This is a genomic window from Cyanobium sp. LEGE 06143 (assembly GCF_015207535.1).
Lineage (GTDB): Bacteria > Cyanobacteriota > Cyanobacteriia > PCC-6307 > Cyanobiaceae > NIES-981.
Map to the genome: position 1 here is coordinate 1 of NZ_JADEWP010000027.1, position 18,312 is coordinate 18,312.

Consider the following 18,312-nt stretch of genomic DNA (forward strand, 5'->3'; position numbering starts at 1 on the left):
CCGAGCAGCGATCCGATGGTAAAGATCACTTTCCGGATGTTGATTCCCGACTGCTCACCCACATTGTAGACCGGCTCGACCGGCACATCCTGGACACGGAAGCCTTCGACGTTCAGCTTGACCAGAAGATCATTTGGCTGACCGTAGCGCTTGAACATCTTGTCCCAGTTGATGACCTTGAGGGCGCGCGCGTTGATCGCCGTGTAGCCGGTCTGGGAATCGGCAACATGCCAGTATCCGGACGCAATCTTGGTAAAGAGCGACAAGGCCGAGTTTCCGAAAAAACGGATCTTGGGGATCCGCTTGAAGGCTTCGCCGGTCACCAGCCTGTTGCCCTTGGTGTAATCCACCCGGGAGGCCGAGATGATCAACTTGCGGCCGGCATGCTGCTCGGAGATCTGGGTCGCCATCGTCTGCACCTCGGTGCTGTCTCTCAGCTCACGAATCACATCCGGAGAGGTGCCAACCGGTGAGGCCTGGATATGCACCCGACGGCCGTTGTGCTCCAACCAGGGCAACACCGTGGGCTGGGCCAGGGCACTGCCATGGTGGCGGAACTTGACCGCCACAGGCACGGGATCCCCACAGCGGGCGCCGCGCAGATTGATGGCGGTGCGGGAGAAGTTGTCGGCATAGCGGGGAATGTGGAAGCCCACCAGGTCGCAGCAGAGCAGGCTGTCGAGAATTTCATCCCGCCAGGGCAGGATGCTGAACACGTCGTTGGAGGGGAAGGGTGTGTGGTGAAAAAAGGCGATCCTCACATCGGGCCGGAGGGCCCGGATCTGGGCTGGGGCCAGCCAGAGGTTGTAATCGTGCACCCAGATCGTGGCCCCTTCCGCCGCCTCCTCACAGGCCGCACGGGCAAACGACTGGTTGACGCCTACGAAGGTGTCCCAGTCTGAGTTATCAACACTGAAAAGGCCTGGAAAGCTGTGAAGAATAGGCCAGAAGGATTCCTTCGAAGTGACATGATAAAAGCTTGAGATCTGCGTTTCAGTGAGCGGCAGCCGTCGCAGCGTGAACGGGTTGGCCGATGGAACGGTGAGCCGTTCATCAGCAGCATTGACCGCGTCTTCATCCTGGCGCCAGGAAATCCAGGTGCCGGAGCGTTCCTCCAGAAACAGGTTGCGGAGGGTGGGAATGATGCCGTTCGGGCTCTTCTGGTCGACAAACTCAGTACTTCCATCAGCAGCGGTTTTCAGGTCGTAAGGAGAGCGGTGGTACACCAGCACAAAGCTGCTGCCGCCGAAGGCCTGGCTGGAAGCCGAGCGCTCAAGGGTGCTGGGCGTGGTCGGACTGGATGTGGCACGCATGGCTTGGGACACTGGCATCAACAGGAGATCGCTGGACTGAAGGGTGTGGGCCGCATGGCGGATCAGCGTGGGACGAGCCTGGGATCAGCGCGTTCACCAGGCAGGCCGAGGGCCTGATCGCGTCGCCAGCGCTGCGCGCCGAAAAAGATTTGCTGAGTCGAATCTAACGTTCGATACTAGATCATGCGTACCACTTTGTCAAGCGCTTTTCATCGCCGCTTGTGCGTCGCTGATTTCATCAGTGTGCTGGGCAGAGTCACATCAAGCTGATCGATGGGCGGCAAGGATGATGCAGAAGCGATCTCCAGCGAGACTCACTGAGGACACTGCTCCTGCTGACAGGGCCTCTGAGCCGGCACATCCGTGTCGCCCATCCAGCGGTAGAACTCCAATGCTTTCTCGTCGCAAAGTGTGCAGCCATGGCAGCGCTGCGCACGAGGCAGGCGCTGGGCCCGGCCCTTACGCTCAAGCAGATCCAACATGCCTCGCAGAGCGTCAGCTGGTACACCCAGGCTGGCTTCCATCTGGGTGAGCGAAGCCGCTCGATGGTCTCGTAAGTAATTCTTGAGAAGACTAAGAATCACAGGATCTGGATCTCAGAGGGCTTGGGCAGAGGCATCATTCAGCCGCTCGCGCTCCGGGTCCACGGCCCGGGGGCCGATGGCCTTCAAGCCGAGAATGGTGAGGGCAGCAGCCACCATGACGGCCAGAATCCAGCCCATGGACAGGCGCGGATGGCTGGCAAAGGTTCCCACCTGATAGAAGAGGGTGGATGCGGCGTAGGCCAGACCCGTGGTCCAGAGGCCAACAAAGGCTGTCCAGCCCCCGTTGGTTTCCCGGTAGACCGCACCCATGGCGGCCACACAGGGGAAGTAGAGCAGCACAAAGATCAGGTAGGCAAAAGCTCCGATCCTGCCGTTGAAGCGGGTGGCCATGGCTCCGAACGTTCCCACCCCAACCGCTTGCGCCTCGGCCGCTGAATCCACGTTGCTGACATCACCCACAGTGATCCCAGGGGGTCGAGCAGCATGGCGGGAACCTCCGAGAGGTTGGCTGGAATGGTGGCGACCGCCTCGGCCAGGCCATCCCAGAAGCGGAAGTCGTCGTCGGCCTGGGGAGCGAGGCCTCGGGCCGCATCATCCTGAGCCCCAAGCGTGGAATAGAGCGCATCAAGGGTGCCCACAACGGCCTCCTTGGCAAACACACCCGTGAAAATTCCCACCGTGGCCGGCCAGTTCTCCTGACGGATGCCGAGAGGGCTGAAGACAGGAGTGATCGATCGGCTGACACTGCTGAGCACAGATCGATCACTGTTCTCATTGGAAAAGCTGCCATCAACACCCACTGAACTGAGGATGCTGAGCACCATCACCATGATCACAATCACTTTTCCGGCCCGCATGATGAAGCTTTTCAACCGCTCCCAGGCTCGGATCAGCACCCCTGTGATGGTGGGCATGTGGTAGGCCGGCAACTCCATGACGAAATGGGATGCCTGGCCACGCAGGATGGTGGTTTTCAGGATCAGGCCGGTGAGCACGGCCATGGCAATACCGATGAGGTAAAGACCAAACACCACATTCTGACCGGATAAAGGGAAAAAGGCCGCAGCGAATAGCGCGTAGACCGGCAGTCGCGCCCCACAGGACATGAAGGGATTCATCATGATCGTGAGCAACCGATCGCGCCTGTTTTCAAGCGTACGGGTGGCCATGATGGCAGGCACATTGCAGCCAAATCCGATCAGCATGGGTACGAATGATTTGCCTGGCAGGCCGATCAAGCGCATGAAGCGATCCATCACGAAGGCCGCCCGGGCCATGTAGCCCGAATCCTCCAGGATGGCCAGAAAAAGGAACAGGATTCCAATGATGGGAATGAACGTGGCTACAGTCTGGATGCCGGCACCGACACCTCCGGCAAGGATCAGGATCAGCCATTCAGGCATCTGAGCCGCAGCCAGCAGGGCGCCGAATCCATCCACGAAGATGGTGCCCGCAGCAATGTCAAAGAAATCAATAAATGCTCCACCGATGTTGATCGTCACCAGAAAGAGTGCATACATCACCAACAGGAAGATGGGGATCCCCAGCCACCGGTTCAGCACCACCTGATCGATCCGGTCTGACACACTGCGGCTGACGAGACGGGTCTGCCTGGCCACGCCAGAGACCAGCTGCCGGATCCAGCCGTAGCGGCTGTCGGCGAAGACCACATCGATGTCTTCCTGGAGAACCTGGCGGATGCGGCGCCGATGGCTCGCCACCTGCTGGCTCAGCTCGCGCCGGCCGGTTAGCAGGGTCTCGCCCTGGGAACCGCCCTCCAGAAGCTTGAGGGCCAGCCAGCGGTGGTCCGGCGTGAGGCTGCCGGCGCCCACAGCGGCGCTCAAGCAGCCGAGCTGGGGCATCAGGGCGGCAATGGCATCTTCCACCACTGGCGGGTAGGCCACATAGGGCCGGGGTGGCGTCGGGCTCTGCAGCTCACGCTCCACGCCATGCAGGAGGCTCTCCACCCCGATGCCCTTTGCGGCCACCAGCGGAACGACCGGGGATCCCAGTCGCTCGGAGAGGGCGACGCTGTCGGTGGCGAAGCCCGCCTCTTCGGCCACATCGATCATGTTGAGCACCACGATCATGGGGAGACGCATCTCCATGATCTGGGCAGTGAGATAGAGATTCCGCTCCAGATTCGAGGCATCAACAATATTAATGATCAGATTCACTTTGCCGGAGGTCAGGTAATCCCTGGCCACCTTTTCATCGAGGCCTCCCTGGGAATCAGCCAGGTCAAGCGAGTAGATACCAGGCAGATCCACGAGCCGCACCGGCATGGAGCCAACCTCGAGCAGGCCTTCCTTGCGCTCGACCGTGACTCCGGGCCAATTGCCAACCCTCTGATTGGTGCCAGTCAGCTCGTTGAACAGGGTTGTCTTGCCACAATTCGGATTGCCACAAAGGGCGATGATGGCTTCAGGCATGGCGTAGCACCGTAACGATCAACATGTCAGCTTCATGCTTGCGCAGCATGAGTGAGAATCCCCGCACTTTCAATTCCACCGGATCGCCCATTGGGGCATGGCGAGTGACTTCAAACTCGGTTCCAGGAGTGAGGCCCATGGCCAGAAGTTTCTGGCGGTAACTTCTCGAGCCCTGCCGATACCCCTGAACACGGCCGCGGCTGCCTGCGGGGAGGGTCTGCAGCTGCACCTGATCCACCGGGGGCGCTGAGCCGGGCTGCTGCGTGGGTCTCTGGGGTGAGATGTCCATGGATGAAGCGAGCGATGGAATGGAGCTTGACGGCGCTTCCGGGGCGATCTCGACGGCTGAGCGGCGGACCCGGATGGCTCGGCTCATTGCCCCATCCAGTGCCAGGCGGGCATTGGCGACCGCCACCAGATGGGAGTCGCGGGCAGCGCGCATCACCACCCGCAGTGAGCGACCCCGATGCAGGCCCATGCTGATCAACCTGTCCCTGAGCTCGGCCTGGGCGCTCACCTCCACAACCCAGAGCGGTTCCTCCAGGCAAGCCTCAGCGAGCAGAAACGACGACGCATCGAGGCTGGATGGGTTGGCTGGATCGCCTGGTTTCACGTACGCCGCGGCAGAGCGCCAGAGCCCGGGCCAGGAGCTCCACCGCCGCAGGGCAGCCACACCTTTGCCGATATCAGAGCGGGGCAATGCAGACCTCTACTCCTGAACCACACACCTTGTTTAGCTGTCCCGTGTCAATCAGGTTGACGGGTGGCGTCAATCTGGTTGACCGGTAGAGAGTGGTTGTTCGGAAGCCCGCTGGAGCCTGAGATCGCAGCGGGGATCGGGATCGTGACCAGGCTGTCGCGGCGCGTCAATCAAGTTGTGGTTCGCTTTGCATCAACAACTTGTTACCCGTTTCAATTGACGCCTGGTAACACTGGCTTCTCCACGCTTTCGCCTTCCACCAGGCTTGGAGGCCCGGCCACCGCCAGAGCGGCCATCTCGTTCTCGATCCATTGCAGCCGGTAACCGCGCAGGCGCCGCTGCAGGGTGCGCAGGTGGCTTGCGCCGTAGCGCTCCGGGTTGTGGCGGATCAGACGCTCCAGCAGCGTCTTGGCCTGGAGCTGGGGCTCGGTCTGCAGCCATTGCTCAATCCGCTCCACATCCGGCTCAAACGGATCGGGCCTGGAGCGCTTGCCGCTGCGGGGTTTGGGCTTGCGACGCCTGGGCTGGTTGCTCTGCCAGAGGGTCTGCAGTCCGCCCAGGAATACCTCCAGCGATCGGTTCTCAGCAGCCAGATCCCTTTCCACTCGACTGGCCTGCAACGCAGAGCCCTGTTCACCGCTGGCCAGCACCGCCAACTGTCCCTGGCAGCGTCGGATCGTGGTGAGCAGGGCCACCGGGTCACTGCGGCGCTGCAGCTCCCGCCAGGGTTCGACCGTCTCCTCATTCAGCATGCCAGCGGCCAGCAACCGCTGCAGGGGCGTTCGCGGTGGGTGGTGCTGCCGTTTGATCCGGCCGCCGTCGCGCTCACTGCTTTTGAGCTTGAACGATGGCTGGAACAGGTTGGTGAACAGCCGCAGGGCGCCGTACAGCTCGCCCAGCACCTGGGCCGCCTCCAGACCCTCCAGCCGCTGGTAGCCCACCACCCGGCGCACCAGCATCCCGTTCTTCTGCTCCACCCAGGCCTGGTCATTGCTCTGGTACGCCCTGGAGCGGGTGAGCACGATCTGGTGGCCCGGCCGGTCACACCAGGCCTGCATCAGGCTGTTCATGAACACCGGGTCGTTGTCGGCATCGATCCCCCGCAGTGGAAACGGCAGTTGCCGGCGGATCAGCTGCAGGGCCGTGAGCACCACCGCGCCATCGCGCACCAGGATCGGCAGGCTTTCGCTCCAGCCCGTGGCGATATCCGTGGCCATCAGGGTCCACAGAAATGGGCACTGCATGCGGCCGCCGCAGTGAGCCACCAGATCGATTTCCAGCCAGCCGGGCTCGCTGTGATCGCTCCAGCCCTTGAACGTGCGCACCGGCACCCGCCGCCTGACGGCGCTGTAGGCCCGCGGCGGCCGCCGCCAGTTGTTGGCAGCGCTGGCCTTGCGGATCGGTGCCAGCAGCCGATCGATCGTGGCGCTGCTCATTGCCAGCACGTGCTCACGCACCGCCGGCGCCAGGTTCAGGTGGCCGTGTTGCTCCAGAGACTCCACCAACAGCGGTAGCAGGGCCGCCAGGCGCTTACCGCACAACCGATCACTCGCTTCCCACAACGGCACCAGCGCCTCTGCTGCCTCGGGGCCATAGCGGCGCCGGGGATGGGGCTTGAGGGACGCCTGATCGAGCGGCCCTTCTGATTCGACGGGGGCAGCAGCCTTGCGATTGAGCAGCCGCAGCAGCGATTTGCGGTGATACCCCGTGATCGCCTCCAGCTCGTCCAGCAACTTGCGCTTACCAGCAGTACTCAGGCCCCCGTAGCGCTGGCGGGCAGCCTCCATCGCGGCCCGTCTGCGCTGCGGATCAGGGCCGACCGCTCCAACCTCACGCCTGTCAGCCGCAGCACCGCTCGGCATGACCGCCACCTTGCGCCAAATGTTGATGCAACAACCTTACGCAAGTAACCTAAGTAACGATGCAATGCGCCCCTCAACCAGATTGTCGTCGGACAGAGGTAAATGTCGATCCCCCATTCGGTTGATCGTGCTGGGGCTCATCCCCAGCAACTGAGGAAGCTCCGCTCAGCCATGCCCACAGGGCGGCGGTTTCCTGGAGCAGCAGGGGCAGCCGCGGGAGCCACAGTCATCCCAGTCGGTGATGGCGAAACGCTGAGAGTGATGGATGGCGTCCAGAAGCTGACAATCCGCCTGGCCTGCATCGACGCACCGGAGACTTCTCAGGCGTCTCACAGGATGGCCAGGTCCGGTGGTTCCACACAAGCGATTTCAGCGGTCTCGATCGCCTTGTCACGGGCCGTCCTGGCTGTGGCCGCTGCCGCCTCGGCTTTCTTGTTCAGCTCGGCCCGTTCCGCTGCCGGTGCATCCGATTCATGGGCGGCAGTGGCTTTGGCTTTGGCGGCTTCTGCTTCCTCGTGCCGCTGCAGCGCTGCGGCCGCAGCGGTCTCCGCTTCCATCTCCTTACGGGCCTGGCGAATCCTGGCCAGGCGGTCCTGACGCCGCCGCAGTTCGTCCGGCAGATCACTGCCGCGCTTGTCCTTGCCGTAACGGCGATCCTCCTGGGCATCCAGGATCTCGGCCTTGCGCATCAAAGCGTTGATCTCCTTCTCCAGCTGCTTTTCAGCCTTGAGCATCCGCTCGTGGCTCATCGCCTTGTGCTTGCTGGCATTGGCCTGCATCTTGGTGCCGTCCAGTGCCACATGCCCCAGACTCACCATCCCGGCCTTCTGGCACAGGCGCAGAATCTGGATGAACAGATCGCTCAACGCATCGAGATTGCGACGGCGGAACTCACTGATGCGGCTGTGGTCCGGCTGCTGGTTACCGGTCAGCACCCGGAACGCCAGGTCCTCGTAGCAGGCGCGCTCGATCTTGCGGGAGGAGACGATGCCCACGCAGTAGGCGTAGAGCAGCAGCATCGTCATCATCCTGGGGTCAAAGCCCTTCTCCCCACGTGGATCCTTGGCCTGAGCAGGAAGCAGGACCTGTGAGAGATCCAGCACATCCACCAGATCGAGCAGGAAATACACCTGGTGGTCATCCGAGAGCCAGTCACTGGGTGATGGCGGCAGCAGGGTTGTCTGTTCCGGCTGCCAGGGACGGAAGGACTTGGGCTTCTGCATACCCCATTGTCTCGCCAAGATCCGTTGTAGTCACTAGGATCTGGGCAGATTGGCAGGCGTCTGCGGAGAGATCGGGGCGCGATCTACGCGCGACAGGCTCCTAGAAGCTAGCAATGGGACTTGGACAGAAAGGCGAGTCCAACAAATCCATCTGACACTTCGTGTCCAAAGTTTCTAGTTGAAGAATTGTATTAAGAATCTTGCCAGACGGGCTGGAGCTGAATCAAGGTTGAACTTACTACTACAACTGAGCTCAAAGCGCTAATGGCCAGGCAAACATTCAGTTTAACGGGCGAAGTTAAGACGGGCGAACGCGCGATCAAGGGCGCAGATGTATTTCTACTACAAGCCGGCACAAACGGCGAGAAATCAAGGGTTCTTGCAGAAACGGTAACTTCTAGAAGGGGAGTATATGCATTTAGAGATGTACCCTCGAAGAGGAACGGTCCTCTCTACGTGGTTTCCCGTCTCTCAAATCGCAGAGGCCGAGCCCAGTCCAATCAAATACTGGCAGGGCTAGTGGGTTCCCCTCAGAGGATCCCCAAAGCGCTGGTTTTGAATGAGCTCAGCACAGTTGCAACTGCTTGGGCCCTGAATAACTTCCTTAAGGGAGAGGAAGTTAGAGGGCCAATACGCTCGCTATCTGTCGCGCAGGAAGCCTACAAAAACCTTGTTAGACCTAGTGGCCGCATTGCTAAAAGACTGACTGGCATCGAAGAAAGCCAAGAAACATTCTTTACGCTAGCAAATATTCTATCTAGTTCAATAAGGAATCCCGCTAAGAACCTGGATGTCTTCCTTGATAGCGCGGTCAATGCCCAGGGAGGTTCAGCATCAACAACGCTAGAAGCACTGGTTAATCTTGCTAAGGCTCCACTGAATGTGAGCCGTGAGCTCTTTGCTTTATCACTGCAAGAGCCTACCTACTCCGGCGGCCTACCTGCCGACTCGCCGCCAAAAGCTTGGGTTCTCGGATTGGCTCACTTTGCCCGTAACTCGAAGGGTGTAAATCCTATCAACGGACCAGGCAACATTGCTATTGATAAGAAAGGTCAACTCTGGATCACCAACAACTACACGCCGTTTGCACCTCGTGATGAGCCACCATTTCCCGGTAACACCTTAATCAATCTAGATGCAGGGGGCAATCTGATCCAGAGGCGACCGCTCAAAGGCGGTGGGCTCTACGGTGCCGGTTACGGCATCGGCATTGACCCTGGCGGACAGGTCTGGGTGGGGAACTATGGATTTGGAGGGAATAACTCTTTTACGAATGAACCTGCATTGATTCCCCTACGGGGCAACGGCAACAGCGTGTCCAGGTTTAGCCCCAACGGGAGAGTTAGATCACCAAATGGCTCTCGATTACCTAAGCGTATTCCTACTGGGGGGTTCACGCAGGGCGGCATGCTGGGCCCCCAAGGCACAGTCTCTGACCAACAGGGAAACATCTGGATTGCAAGCAGCCGTGAAACTAAACGCCAGAGCAGCAAAGTTGTGCTTTATTTGGATGGAAAGCCACGTCACAGCCAGAATCCTCGGCCGTTTGAACACCCAACACTCTCCAAGCCGTTTGATATCGCGATTGATGCTCAGGGAGACGCCTGGGTAACGTACACTGAAGGAGGGCGTTTTGGGACTGGCGGAGTAGTTGAACTTCGCTACGATCGCAAAAACCAAAGATTTCGCAAACGTACGTACGTTGACTCTAGTTTTGATGCCCCTTGGGGCATCGCAGCAGCTGCCAGCGGAGAGATTTGGTTCACGAACAGCGGCAATAGACGTGGCTCTACCGTAAGCGTTATTGAGCCTCTCAGCGGAAGGAAGGAGTTGTTCACACTTAGCGATAAAGAACTTGGAGTATGGGGCATAAGCCTAGATGCCCAAGGCAATGCTTACGTTAATGCCTTCCTTCAAGAGTCAGTCTATGTAGTAAGTGGGAAGACTCAGAAGGTCGCTGGACAAGTTGTGAGGCGTGGGGAGCTGCTATCACCATCGGAGGGGTACCAATTTCCCGGAGTCTTATTCCGTGGAACAGGGTTAGAGCTAGATCCAGCAGGAAATCTATGGGTTGCAAACAACTATAATACTAATCCACAGAATTATGGCGGACGCAACATTATTCAGTATGTTGGCCTTGGTTTACCTGTTGATACACCACTAATCGGCCCTGTTTCTCCACTCGCAAATCGCGATCGGGACAGCAGCAAGTCTGCTCGCATACTATTCAGTCTGTCGTCAAAAGAACGACTCCATGGAAAGATATTCCAACCCGAAGACATTGTCTTATATAATCCTAGAAGTGACCGCTACAAGCTATACTTCGATGGTTCCCAGGTCGGCTTAGGCTCGGCCAAGGTTGACGCAATTGACGCCTTAACAGGGCGCGGCATACTGATGTCGTTTGCGCACACAACAACAATCAATGGGGTTACTTATGACAAGTCTGATATCGTTGAATTCACAGCCAATTCCCTTGGGAAGCGAACCAGAGGCTCATTTTCACTTTTCTTCGATGGTTCTGATGTTGGCTTATCTGGAAAAAGTGAGAATATTGATGCTATGTCGTACGATCGAGAAAGCGGTGACTTATTAATCTCTACTAATGGGAGGTATCGCGTTAAGGGCTCACGGGGCTCTGGCGAGGATATTATTCTCTTCCGCCCTTCGCGCCTCGGTCCCAAGACGAAGGGTCGATGGTCGCATGTATTTGATGGGAGTGATGTGAACCTTGCGTCTAAGTCTGAAAATTTAGCCGCCATCAGCTATCATAGACAACAGTTGCTATTATCAACTTATGGAAACTATTCAGCAGGAAAGCTAATAGGAGTTGGTAGTGACATTCTTAGATTCAGGCCTGACGAGAGTAAGCTCCCAGCCAGCAAGACGAAAGGCTCCTTTGAAGTGCTTCTCAACCAGCTTAGTCGTAATAGCATAGTCGGACTCGACCACATATAAGTTAGAGAGACCCTGGAAAACCAGCCAGTTTCACGGGATAATCAAAGCCCGATCGAAAGCCAGGATTGGCTTGATGGGGGGCCAGCAGCTCGGCTTCTCTGATGACGAGCAGACCACCGCCAAGAAGCGCACCAAGTGGGAGAAGTTCCTGGCAGAAATGGACGCAATGGTGCCTTGGCAGGCCCTGATCGCTCTGATCGAGCCCCAGTACCCCAACACAAGCGGCAAAAGTGGCCTCCCGCCTTATCCGCTGGCACCATGCTGCGGATCCACCTGATGCAGCAGTAGTACTCGCTGAGCCATCCACTTCAGGAGGATGCCTTGATCGAGGTGCCGAGGATGCGGCGGTTTGCGGGCATTGACTTCCGGCACATGCTGGAGAAGCACAACCTCGGCGAGCAGATTTTCGAGACCATCAAGACCCATTTCAGGCAACGGGGTATGTCCTTGTAGCAGGGCACGATCATCAATGCCACCTTGATCGCCGCCCACAGCCCCACCAAGAACAATTCTGGTCAGCGCGATCCGGAGATGCATCAGACAAAGCAGGGCAACCAGTGGTTTCACCGCTACGCGGAAGGATTCGCCTACGGCATGAAGATCCATGCCGGTAGCTGCCAGGAAAGTCAACGGAGTTTTGGGTGGCCATGCGTCCCTGCAAGCAAGGTGAGCATCGATTTGCGTGATCAATCAGCAGTTCGGTTCTCAGAAGACCAGACTGCGGGGAATGGTGAAGAACCGCTGCAAGGTGTATGTTCTAGTTGCCCTGACGAATCTGTTCCTGGCGCGGCGTCAGTTGCTTGCGACTCTATGAGCAGGGGAGTGGCTTGCCCGAATGAGGCCATTCAGGGGTGTAAGGCAGTAAATAAGAGGCACTAGATGACCTTAACTGGGCACGGATCAATCCCTGAGGATATCCGGAGGGGCAATCCGGCGATGCCAGATCTCAGGAGCCCCTCAAGCCCTTGTTGCTCAGAGCCTCCCTAGCGTTCGGCCCTGGACAGTGGCGATACGGGTGAGCGACACGGGTGAGCGACATGGCGGCAACCTGACTGCCGCCGCCGCCCGCCTGGGCCAGCCCCCCGGCCGGCTGCTCGATGCCAGTGCCTCCCTGGTGCCCTTCGGGCCGCCCTGGGCCCTGCGCCGTGCCCTGCTGGGGGCGTCCCTCGGTTCGGCCGTGCGGGTCTACCCCGACCGCGGCTGGCAGCGACTGCGGGGGCAGCTGGCCGCGCTGCATGGGCTGGAGCCGGCCGAGGTGCTGCCGATGGCCCAGCGCTACTTCCTGCTCTAGGAACCTCCCAAAGCCACCAACGGCACACGGGAGGGAGCTTTCGTAGCAATCCACACCGGCCAGCCCCTGGTCGGCTGCCCATGATTAGGGAGAGCCAGCAGGGCAGGGATGTTCACGGACTACAAGCCCCACCGCGGCTACGACGAGTACTTCAGCGCCGCAGACGAACCCCGCAGAGCCCTCTCCCCCCTACTCTCCTCCCTGGGCCAGCTGGGCCTCGAAGAGCTCAACCGCAACCACGTGGCCGCGGGCATGCTGCTCAAGCGGCTTGGTGCCACCTTCCGTCTCAACGGCTCCGGCAACCGCGGGGTGGAACGGATCCTGCCCTTCGACCCCCTGCCGCGGCTGATCGCCTCCGGCGAATGGCTGACCCTGGAGCGGGGCCTGGTGCAGCGGCTCGAAGCGATCGATCACTTCCTGGCGGACGTCTACGGCGACCAGCTGATCCTGCGGGACGGCATCGTGGCGCGGGAAGACCTGGAGACCTCCCAGGGCTGGCGGCCCCAGATGCAGGGATTCAAGCCGCCGCTCAACAAGTGGTGCCACATCTCCGGCCTGGATCTGATCCGCGATGGCCAGGGCACCTGGCGGGTGCTGGAAGACAACCTGCGCTGCCCTTCAGGCGTGGCGTATTTCCTGGAGAACCGCCGCGTCATGAAGCGGATGTTCCCCAGCCTGTTCTCCGGGCGCACCGTGCAGCCGATCGACGACTACCCCTCCCACCTGCTCCAGAGCCTGCGGGAGCTGGCCCCCTGGACGGAGCGCCCCACGGTGGTACTGCTCACCCCCGGGGTGTTCAACAGTGCCTACTTCGAGCACAGCTACCTGGCCCAGCAGATGGGCATCCAGCTGGTGGAGGGCCGCGACCTGGTCTGCCAGGACGACCGGGTGTGGATGCGCAGCACCGGCGGTCTGGAGCCGGTGGATGTGATCTACCGCCGCATCGACGATGACTTCCTCGATCCAGCCGTGTTCCGTCCCGATTCCATGCTGGGAGTGCGGGGGCTGATGCAGGCCTACAGCGCCGGTCGGGTGGCGATCGCCAATGCCCCTGGCACGGGGGTGGCGGACGACAAGCTCATCTATGCCTATGTGCCCGAGATGATCCAGTACTACCTGGGGGAGGAGCCCATCATTGACAACGTGCCCACCTACCTCTGCTCCCGCGACAAGGATCGGGCCTACGTGCTTGAGCACCTGAGCCAGTTGGTAGTGAAGGCGGTGGCTGAAGCGGGCGGTTACGGAATGATGATCGGCCCCCATGCCGGCCAGGAGGAGATCGACGACTTCGCCAAGCGCATCGAGGCCAACCCGCGCAACTACATCGCCCAACCCACCCTGGAACTCTCCACCGTGCCCTCCCTGAGTGAGGGCGAGCTGTTCCCCTGCCATGTGGACCTGCGGCCCTACGTGCTGCGGGGCAAAGGCGCCTGGGTGAGTCCCGGCGGTCTGACCAGGGTGGCCCTGAGGCGCGGCTCCCTGGTGGTGAACTCCTCCCAAGGTGGGGGCTGCAAGGACACATGGATCGTCAGTGAGCGTGGCAATGGCCAGCTCCAACTGCAGGGCTCCAGCTCATGCTGAGCCGCGTCGCCGATTCGCTCTACTGGATCAACCGCTATGTGGAGCGGGCTGAGAATATCTCCCGCTTCGTGGAGGTGAGCGAGGCCATGGCCCTCGATTGCCCCCCGGGCAGCGCCGAACCCTGGCTGCCCCTGATCGATGCCAGCGGCGAACGGGAACTCTTCGACAAGCTTTACACCAATGGCAGCCCCGACGATGTGATCGAGTTTCTGGTGCGGGCTGAGGAGAATCCCAACAGCGTGGCCAACTGCATCGCCATTGCCCGGGAGAATGCCCGTCAGATCCGCGAAGTGATCACCACCGAGATGTGGGAGCAGCTCAACGACATCTACTGGACGCTGCAGGAGAATGAGAGCTTCTGGAAACAACCCCCCCAGGAGCAACTGCGCGACATCCGCCGGGCTTGCCAGCTCTTCTACGGCATCACCGACTCCACCCTGAGCCGCGATCTCTCCTGGCAATTCAGCCGGCTGGGGCGGCTGCTGGAGCGGGCCGACAAGACCACCCGCATCCTCGATGTGAAGTACTTCCTGCTGCTGCCCTCCCCCGACGAGGTGGGCGGCGTGCTCGATGAACTGCAGTGGATCTCGCTGCTGCGCAGTGCCGGGGCCTACCAGATGTTCCGCCAGTCGCGTCAACAGGCGATCGAACCCCGCGCCGTGGCAGGCTTCCTGCTGCTCGATCCGATCTTTCCGCGCTCAGTGCGCTACTGCCTGGAGCGGATTCAGGACACCCTCAGGATCGTGCAGGGCCGCTCGGTGCCCGGTGCACCGGACGAGCTGGAGTGCCTCAGTGGCCTCACCCTGGCCCGCTGGAGCTACACCCGCATCGACGACCTGTTCGCGGTAGGCCTCCATGAGGCCATCGATGCCCTGCAGAGCGACCTCAACCGCCTGCACAACCTGATCGAGGGGCGCTACTTCGTGGCCGCCAGCCTTGAGTCCCAGAGCGCGGATCCGGCATGCGTGCTCACCTGAAGCACTCGTTCAGCTACCGGTACAGCGCGCCTGTTCTGCTCGGAGCCCATCGCTTTTGTCTCAAGCCCCGGGGCCATGGCTTTCAGACGTTGCTGGACTTCCAGCTCACGATCGATCCTGAGCCCAGCTCCCTGTTTCCCCTGATCGCCGCCAGTGGTGATGAGATTCTGCGGGCCCGCTTCGGCGGCTCCTGTGACAGCTTCCGCATCGAGGCCAGCAGCACGGTGGTCTCCCACGCGCCGCCGGATCTGCAGGCCTGCCTGGAGGCCAACGAGCCGCTGCTGCCCTACCCCGTGGGCCACCTCAACGGCGACCTGCAGGGCGCCCTCGGCGGCTGGCTGCCCAATGGCCAGCACGACCCCGCCGCCGTGGACATGGCCCAGGAGGCCCTGATGGGCAGCGACCAGCGGGCCCTGATGTTTCTCGATCAGCTGGTGGAGATGATCCAGGACCGGGTGAAGTACACCCAGCGCCACGTGGGTCCCGCCTGGCCTGCCGGCCGCACCCTCAAGGAACGGGTGGGCTCCTGCCGTGACCTGGCCATGCTGATGGTGGAGGCCTGCCGCTGCGTGGGCCTGCCGGCCCGGTTCGTCAGCGGCTACCACCTGGTGGATCCCGCTCCCGAGCAGTACGACCTGCACGCCTGGACGGAGGTGTACCTGCCGGGAGCCGGCTGGCGCGGCTACGACCCCAGCGGCAAGGGTCCGGTCGACGATCGCTACATCACCCTGGCCACGTCCTCGAAGCCGGAACTCACCGCGGCCATCACCGGCTGCTTTTCAGGCCCAGCTGGGGTGAGCAGCAGCTTTGACTGGCTGATCGAAGCGGAGATTCTCGATCCCGTCGCCCCCCTGGAGGCCAGCCTGCCCCTGGGCTGATCGCGGCGGGGCTGGGTGGTCAGCATTCAGCCAACACGCCTTACCAGTGCAGACCGTGCAGCTTGGGCAGCGGCGCGGTTTTGAAGGTGGTGGCGAACAGCCTCGGAATCCTCCGGCTGTTGTAGACACGGAATTCCTGCACCAGGCTGACACCCGGTTCGCGCACAGCCTGGTTGAGCACCACCGAGCCGTCAGGATCGGAGACGGAACGATGGAAGGTTCCCGGCGGAATCCTGAGGATGTCGCCGCCCGTATCGAGCCGCACGATGTGGAAGGGGTAGTTCCAGCCGAAGTTCACCAGATAGAAGGTGCGGCCGCCGTGCAGGGCGAGCAGATTGTCCTCCTGGTGGGGATGCAGGTAGAACTGCCAGGCTCCCGTGGCCGGATCGTCCGGAGGGGAGGTGGCGGGCCCCGAGTGGATCACCAGATCCCGGGCATTGGACGCGGCCACAGTGATGTCGAAGAAGCGCACCGCGGGGGTGTCGCGGAACTTCTCGTAGGGGATGAGCTCGAACATCGGCGCCGGTCTCGGCGTTGTGGCAGTCATGGCAGTCGGTGTTGGGCGCGCAGCGGTTGGGCGTGATCCAGTGAACCGAACACCGTACCCCAGCCAGTGTGGCCGCCACTACCAAACGGCCGACCGCCTGGGCAGTTTCTGCACTGGGCCGCAGGGGAGTGGCACGGGCCAGAAGGTGGCCTGCGCAGCAGGTTCCGTGCCTGGTCGTATCGATCAACACACGAGAATCACAGCCGTAACGACATCATGAAGGGGCTCCATCTTGCAGCACATCAAGCAGCAGAGGGCCCACAGATCAGCTGCTTGGCTGCCACATCAGATCTCAACTTTTATGACCATGTCATCAACACCTGGCTCCAGCGGATCGCCCTTGACGGCCGCACTTCTGAAGGCCAAGAAAGCCAAAGGACTCAGCTTCTCCGAGCTGGGTGAGGCCCTTGGTCGCGATGAAGTGTGGGTCGCCTCATTGTTCTATGGCCAGGCCTGCGCCTCCAGCGACGAAGCCACAACCCTGGCCGGTTTGCTCGCCCTTGATGGCGACACCGAAGCCGCCCTGCAGGCCTACCCCACCAAGGGCAGCCTGGATCCGGTGATCCCCACCGATCCCCTGATCTACCGCTTCTACGAGATCATGCAGGTGTATGGCATGCCACTGAAGGATGTGATTCAAGAGAAGTTCGGCGATGGCATCATGAGCGCCATCGACTTCACCTTGCATGTCGACAAAGAAGCCAACCCCACGGGAGACAGGGTGAAGATCACCATGTGCGGCAAGTTCCTGCCCTACAAGAAGTGGTGAACCACTTCTTGAACCCATAAAAAAAGACCGGGCAGCGTTGCTGCCCGGCACTTGTGACTGATAAGAAGAAGGCTGAGCCGATTCTCAAGATAGACATTCAGCTGCAGTGGAATCGCAGGGGCTGAACTTAGCGCGCTCCCAGCTCGGCGGCGAGTTCCCTTTCGAGCTTTTCATCATGCCTGGTGGGCAACACATTGCTGATCGGAGAGCGATGGGTGCTGTAGAAGAGCATGCCGATAAACACCATGCCACCCACAATGTTGCCAAGTGTCACTGGCAGGTAGTTCCAGAAAGCGATCTGAAGGAAACTCACGCCTGAACCCAGCAAGGGGCCGGTGGTGTGCAGGAACATGTTCACCACGATATGCTCCATCCCCAGCGCCTGGAAGGCGGTGATGGGCAGCCAGCAGGCCAGAATCTTGCCAGGAACGCTCTTGCTGACCAGGGCCAGGGTGACTCCCAGGCAGACCAGCCAGTTGGCAATCAGACCGCGCAGGAAGGCAAGAAAGAATCCAAGGGCTCCGAGGTTCTGATACTTGGCAATCACATTGGCTTTGTTGAGGCCGATGATCTTATTGGCCACGGCCACCCAGTCACCGGCCCCGGTGGCCAGATCTGCCGTTCCTCCACTGGTGAGGCTCATGGCAAAGAGGATGCCGACCAAGCCCGTGCCGAGGAAATTGCCGATCCACACCCACATCCAGTTGTGGAAGGTTTTCTTCCAGGTGGTCTTGCCGGCCCAGACCGCCATCGGCAGTAGGGCAAAATTACCGGTGACCAGTTCCATGCCAAACAGCACGATGCTGGCGAAGCCAAAGGGGAAGATGAATGATCCAATCCAGGGAATGCCCGTCTGCACCATGATGGTGAGGGCCAGACACAACGCCAGACCAAGCACGGATCCGGAGTAGAAGCCTCGCAGCAGAAGGTTCTTGACGCTGACGCTGGACTTCTTGCCTCCAGCGGCAATCATCCCATCGACGAGCTCATTAGGTAAGACGTAATCCATGAAAGAGGAAAGATCGAAGTAACAGAGATCAGCAGGCCCTGGAGAGCAGGCTGGTGATCAGCGACTGATGCGATTCATCAGTTGGCTGAAGGGATCCTCGGATGGGGTGGACCGCACAGGTTCGGAAGACTCAGCCCCAACGGAACTGAACCAGTTCACGAAGCGAGAGAAGGGATCTGTTCCGGAACCAGCGCCCTTGGGGGAAGGCGTTGTGGTTGGAGCTGAAG

General features: G+C 60.5%; 15 protein-coding genes and 1 pseudogene. 7 read left to right on the plus strand and 9 right to left on the minus strand.

Annotation, left to right across the window (positions count from 1 at the left end):
• The 7 genes from IQ216_RS03520 to IQ216_RS03545 form a co-directional block, all read right to left on the minus strand.
• Positions 1-1,331, minus strand: a 1,331-nt coding sequence (locus IQ216_RS03520; protein ID WP_228007089.1) for a trehalose-6-phosphate synthase, incomplete at its 3' end; no start/stop codon positions are given.
• Between the two features lie 296 nt (positions 1,332-1,627).
• Entirely contained in the window at positions 1,628-1,897 is a 270-nt protein-coding gene (locus IQ216_RS14650; RefSeq protein ID WP_193814354.1) for a FeoC-like transcriptional regulator, read from the minus strand.
• Between the two features lie 12 nt (positions 1,898-1,909).
• Positions 1,910-2,248 carry a nucleoside recognition domain-containing protein gene (locus IQ216_RS14100; protein ID WP_228007091.1) on the minus strand — a complete coding sequence of 113 codons (339 nt, stop codon included), beginning with the start codon at positions 2,246-2,248 and terminating at the stop codon, positions 1,910-1,912.
• On the minus strand, positions 2,203-4,290 hold the full coding sequence (feoB, locus tag IQ216_RS03530; protein WP_228007092.1) for a Fe(2+) transporter permease subunit FeoB: 2,088 nt from the start codon (positions 4,288-4,290) through the stop codon (positions 2,203-2,205). The genes IQ216_RS14100 and feoB overlap by 46 nt, the downstream gene beginning before the upstream one ends.
• Positions 4,283-4,903, minus strand: a complete 621-nt coding sequence (locus IQ216_RS14105; protein WP_370566593.1) for a ferrous iron transport protein A — start codon at positions 4,901-4,903, stop codon at positions 4,283-4,285. Before IQ216_RS14105 ends, feoB begins: the two co-directional genes overlap by 8 nt.
• A 299-nt stretch (positions 4,904-5,202) precedes the next feature.
• Entirely contained in the window at positions 5,203-6,777 is a 1,575-nt protein-coding gene (locus IQ216_RS03540; protein ID WP_193814355.1) for a transposase, read from the minus strand.
• Between the two features lie 404 nt (positions 6,778-7,181).
• On the minus strand, positions 7,182-7,961 hold the full coding sequence (locus IQ216_RS03545) for a transposase (RefSeq protein WP_193814356.1): 780 nt from the start codon (positions 7,959-7,961) through the stop codon (positions 7,182-7,184).
• A 669-nt stretch (positions 7,962-8,630) separates the two neighbouring features.
• Between IQ216_RS03545 and IQ216_RS03550 the strand changes: the two genes are divergently transcribed.
• The 6 genes and pseudogenes from IQ216_RS03550 to IQ216_RS03575 all read left to right on the plus strand — a co-directional run bounded on the left by IQ216_RS03550 (position 8,631) and on the right by IQ216_RS03575 (position 15,760).
• Entirely contained in the window at positions 8,631-11,033 is a 2,403-nt protein-coding gene (locus IQ216_RS03550) for a hypothetical protein (RefSeq protein WP_193814357.1), read from the plus strand.
• A 73-nt stretch (positions 11,034-11,106) separates the two neighbouring features.
• Positions 11,107-11,847 (plus strand): annotated as a pseudogene (locus tag IQ216_RS03555) (transposase).
• Between the two features lie 201 nt (positions 11,848-12,048).
• On the plus strand, positions 12,049-12,324 hold the full coding sequence (locus IQ216_RS03560) for a hypothetical protein (protein ID WP_193814358.1): 276 nt from the start codon (positions 12,049-12,051) through the stop codon (positions 12,322-12,324).
• A gap of 108 nt (positions 12,325-12,432) precedes the next feature.
• On the plus strand, positions 12,433-13,905 hold the full coding sequence (locus IQ216_RS03565) for a circularly permuted type 2 ATP-grasp protein (RefSeq protein ID WP_193814359.1): 1,473 nt from the start codon (positions 12,433-12,435) through the stop codon (positions 13,903-13,905).
• Positions 13,899-14,882, plus strand: a complete 984-nt coding sequence (locus tag IQ216_RS03570; protein WP_193814360.1) for an alpha-E domain-containing protein — start codon at positions 13,899-13,901, stop codon at positions 14,880-14,882. Before IQ216_RS03565 ends, IQ216_RS03570 begins: the two co-directional genes overlap by 7 nt.
• Entirely contained in the window at positions 14,867-15,760 is an 894-nt protein-coding gene (locus IQ216_RS03575; protein WP_193814361.1) for a transglutaminase family protein, read from the plus strand. Before IQ216_RS03570 ends, IQ216_RS03575 begins: the two co-directional genes overlap by 16 nt.
• A 40-nt stretch (positions 15,761-15,800) precedes the next feature.
• Here the strand turns inward: IQ216_RS03575 and IQ216_RS03580 are convergent, their stop codons facing one another.
• Positions 15,801-16,277 (minus strand): redox protein, encoded by a 477-nt coding sequence (locus IQ216_RS03580; RefSeq protein WP_186697756.1) that lies wholly within the window; start codon positions 16,275-16,277, stop codon positions 15,801-15,803.
• A gap of 337 nt (positions 16,278-16,614) precedes the next feature.
• Here IQ216_RS03580 and cynS point away from each other — a divergent pair, with 337 nt between their 5' ends.
• Complete coding sequence (cynS, locus tag IQ216_RS03585; RefSeq protein WP_193814362.1) at positions 16,615-17,076, plus strand: cyanase; 462 nt, start codon at positions 16,615-16,617, stop codon at positions 17,074-17,076.
• A 127-nt stretch (positions 17,077-17,203) separates the two neighbouring features.
• Here cynS and IQ216_RS03590 read toward each other — a convergent pair whose 3' ends face one another.
• Complete coding sequence (locus tag IQ216_RS03590) at positions 17,204-18,085, minus strand: formate/nitrite transporter family protein (protein ID WP_186697758.1); 882 nt, start codon at positions 18,083-18,085, stop codon at positions 17,204-17,206.
• Positions 18,086-18,312 lie beyond the last annotated feature (227 nt).

Bases quoted from the DNA above. Each gene is read 5' to 3' on its own strand.
- IQ216_RS14100 (WP_228007091.1), bottom strand. From the start codon at position 2,248: ATGGCCACCCGCTTCAACGGCAGGATCGGAGCTTTTGCCTACCTGATC.
- feoB (WP_228007092.1), bottom strand. From the start codon at position 4,290: ATGCCTGAAGCCATCATCGCCCTTTGTGGCAATCCGAATTGTGGCAAG.
- IQ216_RS03540 (WP_193814355.1), bottom strand. From the start codon at position 6,777: ATGGAGGCTGCCCGCCAGCGCTACGGGGGCCTGAGTACTGCTGGTAAG.
- IQ216_RS03565 (WP_193814359.1), top strand. From the start codon at position 12,433: ATGTTCACGGACTACAAGCCCCACCGCGGCTACGACGAGTACTTCAGC.
- IQ216_RS03570 (WP_193814360.1), top strand. From the start codon at position 13,899: ATGCTGAGCCGCGTCGCCGATTCGCTCTACTGGATCAACCGCTATGTG.
- IQ216_RS03575 (WP_193814361.1), top strand. From the start codon at position 14,867: ATGCGTGCTCACCTGAAGCACTCGTTCAGCTACCGGTACAGCGCGCCT.
- IQ216_RS03580 (WP_186697756.1), bottom strand. From the start codon at position 16,277: ATGTTCGAGCTCATCCCCTACGAGAAGTTCCGCGACACCCCCGCGGTG.
- cynS (WP_193814362.1), top strand. From the start codon at position 16,615: ATGTCATCAACACCTGGCTCCAGCGGATCGCCCTTGACGGCCGCACTT.
- IQ216_RS03590 (WP_186697758.1), bottom strand. From the start codon at position 18,085: ATGGATTACGTCTTACCTAATGAGCTCGTCGATGGGATGATTGCCGCT.